We start from the raw sequence: 6725 nt of genomic DNA on the forward strand, positions 1-6725 counted from the left end.
GGCCTCAGTGTTGCAGGCGGCCGTCGTAGCGCCGCGGCAGTCCCAGCGGGTTGTCGTCGCGCAGCTCCGGCGGCAGCAGCGCCTCCGGGGTGTTCTGGTACGCGACCGGCCGCAGCCAGCGCTCGACGGCCGTGCCGCCCACGGACGTCGAGGTCGACGTGGTCGCGGGGTAGGGGCCGCCGTGGTGCTGGGCGGGGGCGACGGCGACGCCCGTGGGCCAGCCGTCGACGAGGACGCGCCCGGCGAGCGGGGTGAGCTCGGCGAGCAGTTCGGCGCCCCGGCCGCTCTCCCCCGCGGCCTCGTCCGAGGACAGCTGCACGGTGGCGGTGAGGTTGCCCGGCAGGCGGGAGAGGACGGCGGTGATCTCCGCGGCGTCGGCGTACCGCGCGACGACGGTCACCGGGCCGAAGCACTCCTCCAGGAGCAGGTCGTGCGCGCCTTCGGTGGCGAGGCGCGCGGCGGGGACGGTGAGGAAGCCCGCGCTGACGGTGTGCTCGCCGCCCGCGCCGGGGGTCACCGGGGCCTGGACGTCCGGGAGTTCGGCGCGCTCGCGCACCCCGGCGACGAAGTTGTCCCGCATGCGGTGATCGAGGAGCACGCCGGACCCGGTGTTGCTGACCGCGTCGGTCAGGGACTTCACGAGCCGGTCGCCACCCGCGCCCTCGGGGGCCAGGACCAGGCCGGGCTTGACGCAGAACTGGCCGACGCCGAGCGTCATCGACCCGGCGAGGCCGGTGCCGATCTCCTCACCGCGCTCGGCGGCCGCGGCCTCGGTGACGACGACAGGGTTGAGGGAGCCGAGCTCGCCGTGGAAGGGGATCGGCACGGGCCGGGCGGCGGCCGCGTCGAAGAGGGCGCGCCCGCCCCGGATGGAGCCGGTGAATCCCGCGCCCGCGACGAGGGGGTGCTTGACGAGTTCGACGCCCGCCTCGAAGCCGTGCACGAGGCCGAGGACGCCTTCGGGGATGTCGTGCCGGGCGGCGGCCCTGCGCAGCACGGAGGCGACGAGCTCGGAGGTGCCGGGGTGGTCGGGGTGGGCCTTGACGACGACGGGGCAGCCCGCGGCGAGCGCGCTGGCGGTGTCGCCGCCGGGCACCGAGAAGGCGAAGGGGAAGTTGGAGGCGGAGTAGACCGCGACGACACCGAGCGGGATCTTGTAACGGCGCAGGTCCGGGACGGGCGGGGTCGCCGTGGCGTCGGGGTGGTCGATGACGACGCCGAGGAAGGCGCCCTCGTCGACGATGCCGGCGAAGGCGCGCAACTGGTAGCAGGTGCGGGCGAGTTCACCGGCGAGCCGGACGGGCCCGAGCGCGGTCTCGGCGTCCGCGGCCTCCACGAGGTGGCCCTTCGCCTCTTCCAGGAGGTCCGCCGCCGTGCGCAGGAAGGCGGCGCGGACCGTGCGGTCGGCCAGGGCGGGCGCGGCGTCCCTGGCGGCGCGGACCGCCAGGTCGACCTCCTCGGCTGTGGCTTCCACCGCGACCTGCTCGCGCTGCTTCCCGGTTCGGGGGTCGACACTCCAGACTGGTGCTGCTGCCACCGCGGATTCCCTTTCCAGAGGTACTGCCAGGGTCTTGTGAGGGGTCTTGCCGGAGGGGCGCCACTCACCAGGGCTGTTCGATATGCTGAACGCCGTCCCCATCGGTGAATGGTCGGGGACTCGGAGACTATTTCTCGGCGTTCGAAGGGGTCAAGGGCGATGTCGGCTGGCGAGACCGGAGGCGGTGCGCAGGTCAAGTCCGCGGTGCGGACGGTGGAATTGCTCGAGTACTTCGCGGGCCGTCCGGGAATGCACTCCCTGGCCGCGGTCCAGGAGGCCGTCGGGTACCCCAAGTCGAGCCTGTACATGCTGCTGCGCACGCTGGTCGAGCTCGGCTGGGTCGAGACGGACGCGACCGGCACGCGGTACGGCATCGGCGTACGCGCCCTGCTCGTCGGCACCTCGTACATCGACGGCGACGAGGTCGTGGCCGCCGCCCGGCCGACCCTGGACCGGCTCTCCGACGACACCACGGAGACCATCCACCTCGCCCGCCTCGACGGCACGAACGTCGTCTACCTCGCCACCCGCCAGTCCCAGCACTACCTGCGGCCCTTCACCCGGGTCGGCCGCCGCCTGCCCGCGCACTCCACGTCGCTCGGCAAGGCGCTGCTCGCCACCCACACCGACGAGCAGGTCCGCAAGATGCTCCCGGAGACGCTCCCCGCGCTCACCGAGCACACCATCACCGACCGCGAGCAGCTCATCGAGGAGCTGCGCGCGGTGCGCGAGCAGGGCTTCGCGGTGGACCGCGAGGAGAACACGCTCGGGCTGCGCTGCTTCGGCGTCGCCATCCCTTACCGCACCCCCGCGCGCGACGCCATCAGCTGCTCGGTGCCGGTCGCGCGGCTCACGCCCGCGCACGAACAGATGGTGAAGGACGCCCTGTTCGACGCACGCGACCGGCTGACACTGGCAACTCGTAGGCTCTGAGCCATGGATGTCAGCCTGCGCCCGGTCCACGACAGTGATCTGCCCGTCTTCTTCCGGCAGATGAACGACCCCGAGTCCTGCCACATGGCCGCCTTCACCCCCGAGGACCCGGCCGACCGGGACAGGTTCGACGCGCACTGGGCCACGATGCGGGCCTCCGCCGAGGTCGACGTCCGCACGGTCCTCGTGGACGGGGACGTGGTGGGCAGCGCCGGGGTGTACGGGACGCCCGGCGAGCGGGAGGTCACGTACTGGATCGATCGCGCGTACTGGGGGCGGGGCCTGGCCACCGCCGCCCTGTGCGCGCTGCTCGCCCAGTTCCCCGAGCGGCCGCTGTACGCCCGCGCGGCGGCGGACAACGCGGGCTCGCTGCGGGTCCTTGAGAAGTGCGGGTTCCGGGTGTCCGCGCGGGAGCGGGGGTACGCGGCGGCGCGGCAGGCGGAGATCGACGAGGTGGTTCTCGTCCTGCGCGGTGGCTGAGCCCTCCCCCGCGCGGCGGAGGCGGATCAGCACGGCGCGGGAGGCGCCGCGCCCGCGCCGCGGGGAACGTCGGGGCATGACGAAGATCCTGTACCTGCCCCCGACCCGCTCACGACGTCCGGGGGACACCGCCCACCGGCCCACCGGCTCCCCGCGTCCGGCCCGCACGGAGCGGGCGGGGTCGGCGGCGTGAGGGCCCTGGCCACGGCCCTGTTCGGGCGCCGGGTGCGCCGCCGGTGGGTCCATCTCATCCTCGGCGGCGCCCTCGCCATGCCGTACGTCTTCGTCGGCTCCGTCGTCGTCGGGCCGCTCTTCGGCGACAGCGGCCTCTTCGGCTCGTTCCGCGCCCAGCTCACGTCGTTCGCGGTCGGGCTGCCGCTCGCCGCGGTCACCGCGCTCTTCCCGCTCACCCGGCCGATGTCGGTGGCCGCCGTACGGGCGCTGTGCGCGGTGCCGGACGAGTCGCTCGCCGACGGGCCCGCGCGGTCCCGGGCGGCGCGCGGGCGCACCGCCGCGTGGTTCACCCTGCACCTCGGGCTCGGCGGCGTCATCAGCGGCATGTCGCTCGCGCTGCCGCCCTTCGCGGGCGTCCTCATCGCGCTGCCGTTCTTCGCCCTGCTCGGGGGCGGTCTCATCGGGCTGCCCGCGGTCTTCGGCGAGGGCTGGCTGCTGGCACTCTCGCCGGTCATCGGCGTCGCCTCGCTCGCGGCGCTCGCGGCGTGCGCCGCCGCGGCCGGGGGGCTGCTCGCGCGCTGGGCGCCCGGCCTCCTCGGGCCGACGCCCGCCGACCGGCTCGCGGCAGCCGAGCGGCGCGCCGCCGAGCTCGCGGTGCGCAACCGCCTCGCCCGCGAGCTGCACGACTCGGTCGGGCACGCCCTGAGCGCCGTCACGCTCCAGGCGAGCGCGGCCCGCCGGGTCCTCGACCACGACGTGGAGTTCGTACGCGAGGCGCTGGCCGCCATCGAGGACACCGCGCGCCGCACGGTCGGCGAACTCGACGCCGTGCTCGGCGTGCTGCGCGAGGCCGACGGAGCCCGTCCGACGGCGCCGGCGCCCACGCTCGCCGCCGACCTGGACGGCCTGCTGCGGCGCACCGTCGCGGGCGGCCTCCGGGTGGCCGCCACCATCGACGTGGAGCCCTCCGCCGTGCCCCCGCTGGTCTCCCGCGAGGCCTACCGCATCGTGCAGGAGGCCCTGAGCAACGCGCTGCGGCACGGCGGCGATGACACCGCCGTCACCCTGCGCATCGCCGTGGAAGGACCCGACCTGACCGTCACCGCCGAGAACCCGCTGCCGCCCCGCTCCACCGGCTCCCGGCCCGGCGGCGGCCACGGCCTGCGCGGCATCGCCGACCGGGCCAGGCTGCTCGGCGGCACATCCGACGCGGGCCCCGTGCGCGGGACGACGTGGCGACTGGACGTACGACTTCCGCTGAAGGGACAGCCATGACGGCGAACAACAACATCAGGGTCGTCCTCGCGGACGACGAACGCATGGTGCGCACCGCCCTGCGCGCGATCCTCTCCGCCGAGCCGGGCATCGAGGTGGCGGGCGAGGCGGCGACGGGCGCCGAGGCCGTCTCCGTCGTGCGGGAGCTGCGGCCCGACGTGGTCCTGATGGACGTCCGGATGCCGGAGACCGACGGCATCCGCGCCACCGAGCAGATCCTGCGGACGATGTCCTGCCCGCCGCGCGTCGTCGTGGTGACGACCTTCGAGAACGACGCGTACGTGTACGAGGCGCTGCGCGCGGGAGCCGCGGGGTTCCTGCTCAAGCGGGCGGACGCCGACGAGCTCGTCCAGGCGGTCCGGCTCGTCGCGCGCAGCGACTCCCTCCTCTTTCCCTCGGCCGTCCGCGCCCTGGCCGCCGAGTACGGCCGCGCCGAGGCCGCCCCGCCCGCCTGGGTGGCGCGGCTCACCGGCCGGGAGAGCGAGGTGCTGCGGCTGATGGCGAAGGGGCTGACGAACGCGGAGATCGCCGGACAGATGGGGGTCGGCCCGGCGACGGTGAAGACGCACGTGGCGTCCGTCCTCGCCAAGACGGGCGCGCGGGACCGCACCCAGGCGGTGATCGCGGCGTACGAGGCCGGTTTCATGCGGACCGGCTGAGCGCGGGGCCGTCTGAGGACTCCCTGCTGTCTGAGGACTCTCTGAGAAAACGGACAGAAGCGCATCAGAAGGGAACGAACCCCTCGCCGCCGTTCGTCCTTCCACGGGATGAACAAGACGATCAGGCAAGCCTCGGTCTTCGCGCTGCTGCTCGTGCTCGCCCTGCTGGTGCGGGCGACATGGGTGCAGTTCCACGACTCGAAGGCGCTCGCGGACGACAAGCACAACCGGCGCAACGCGATGGAGCAGTACGCGAACCCGCTGGGCGACATCATCGTGGGCGGTGAGGCCATCACCGGCTCCGAGCGGACGAAAGGCGGAGACCTCGCGTACAAGCGCACCTACAAGGACGGCGACCTCTACGCACCCGTGACGGGCTACAGCTCCCAGGTCTACGGCGCCACCCAGCTCGAAGGCATCTACAAGGACCTGCTCGACGGCACCGACACCCGGCTGAAGACCCCGCTCGACACGCTCACCGGCAAGCGCGCCGCTCCCGGTGACGTCGTGACGACGATCGATCCCGCGGTGCAGAAGGCCGGGTACAAGGCGCTGGGCGACATCAAGGGCGCCGCGGTCGCCGTCGACCCAGAGACCGGCAAGATCCTCGGCATGGTCTCGACACCGTCGTACGACCCGTCGAGGATCAGCGGCTCCACGGACTCCAAGGCATGGCGGGAGCTGACCACCGACAAGGAGAAGCCGATGGTCAACCGCGCGCTGCGGCAGCCGCTGCCGCCCGGCTCGACCTTCAAGCTGGTCGTCGCGGCGGCGGCCCTGGAGGACGGCCTCTACGGCTCGGTGGACACGAGGACGAGCAGCCCGAACCCGTACACGCTGCCGGGTACCCGGACGGTCCTGGAGAACGAGAACCGGTCGGCGCCCTGCGAGAACGCCGACATCCGCACGGCGCTGCAGTACTCCTGCAACAACGTCTTCGCGAAGATGGCCGTCGACCTGGGCCAGGACAAGGTCAAGGAGATGGCGGAGAAGCTGGGCTTCAACGCTGACAGGCTGGACGTCCCGGTGCGCGCGGGCAAGAGCGTCTACCCGTCGGGCATGGACAAGGCGCAGACGGCGCTCAGCGGCATCGGCCAGTTCGACGTGACGGCGACGCCGCTGCAGATGTCGATGGTGTCGGCGGCCATCGCCAACGGCGGCGAGCTCGTCAAGCCGCACATGGTCTCGCAGATCAGCGACTCCGGCGGCGACGTCCTGGAGAGGTACGACGACGGGGAGTCCCAGCGCGTGATGGACGAGTCCACCGCGAAGGGCCTGCAGTCCGCGATGCGGACGGTCGTCGAGAAGGGCACCGGTTCGAACGCGCAGATCGCCGGCGCGACGGTCGGCGGCAAGACGGGCACGGCCCAGCACGGCGAGAACAACAGCCAGACGCCGTACGCCTGGTTCACGTCGTACGCCAAGGGCGCCGACGGCAAGCAGGTGGCGGTCGCGGTGATGATCGAGTCGTCGAGCGCGGCCCGCGACGAGGTCAGCGGCAACGGCCTCGCGGCGCCCATCGCCAAGGCGATGATGCAGGCGGCGCTGAAGCGCTGAGCCGAATCGGCGAGGGGGCGGGGTGGGGGGGGGGGGGGGGGGGGGAAAGAACCCCCCCCCCCCCCCCCCCCCCCCTTCTCCCCCCCCCCCCCCCCCCCCCCCCCCCCCCC

At 73.6% G+C, this 6725-nt stretch carries 6 protein-coding genes; 5 read left to right on the top strand and 1 reads right to left on the bottom strand.

Annotation, left to right across the window (positions count from 1 at the left end):
* Positions 1-4: 4 nt before the first annotated feature.
* The gene (locus tag AC07DI_RS35795; protein WP_478908964.1) at positions 5-1537 is read right to left on the bottom strand and encodes an aldehyde dehydrogenase (NADP(+)); all 1533 of its coding nucleotides are present in this window, start codon (positions 1535-1537) and stop codon (positions 5-7) included.
* A gap of 159 nt (positions 1538-1696) precedes the next feature.
* Between AC07DI_RS35795 and AC07DI_RS35800 the strand changes: the two genes are divergently transcribed.
* The 5 genes from AC07DI_RS35800 (at position 1697) to AC07DI_RS35820 (ending at position 6615) form a co-directional block, all read left to right on the top strand.
* A complete protein-coding gene (locus tag AC07DI_RS35800; protein WP_384257574.1) occupies positions 1697-2470 on the top strand; it encodes an IclR family transcriptional regulator in 774 nt (257 codons plus the stop codon).
* Between the two features lie 3 nt (positions 2471-2473).
* On the top strand, positions 2474-2950 hold the full coding sequence (locus AC07DI_RS35805; protein ID WP_478908967.1) for a GNAT family N-acetyltransferase: 477 nt from the start codon (positions 2474-2476) through the stop codon (positions 2948-2950).
* A 189-nt stretch (positions 2951-3139) separates the two neighbouring features.
* Positions 3140-4399, top strand: coding sequence for a sensor histidine kinase (locus AC07DI_RS35810; RefSeq protein WP_478908969.1), 1260 nt, complete (start codon positions 3140-3142; stop codon positions 4397-4399).
* Positions 4396-5058 carry a response regulator transcription factor gene (locus tag AC07DI_RS35815; RefSeq protein WP_478908970.1) on the top strand — a complete coding sequence of 221 codons (663 nt, stop codon included), beginning with the start codon at positions 4396-4398 and terminating at the stop codon, positions 5056-5058. The genes AC07DI_RS35810 and AC07DI_RS35815 overlap by 4 nt, the downstream gene beginning before the upstream one ends.
* Before the next feature lie 108 nt (positions 5059-5166).
* Positions 5167-6615, top strand: a complete 1449-nt coding sequence (locus tag AC07DI_RS35820) for a peptidoglycan D,D-transpeptidase FtsI family protein (RefSeq protein WP_478908972.1) — start codon at positions 5167-5169, stop codon at positions 6613-6615.
* Positions 6616-6725 lie beyond the last annotated feature (110 nt).

The sequence above is a fragment of the Streptomyces sp. NPDC044106 genome (genome assembly GCF_056433985.1).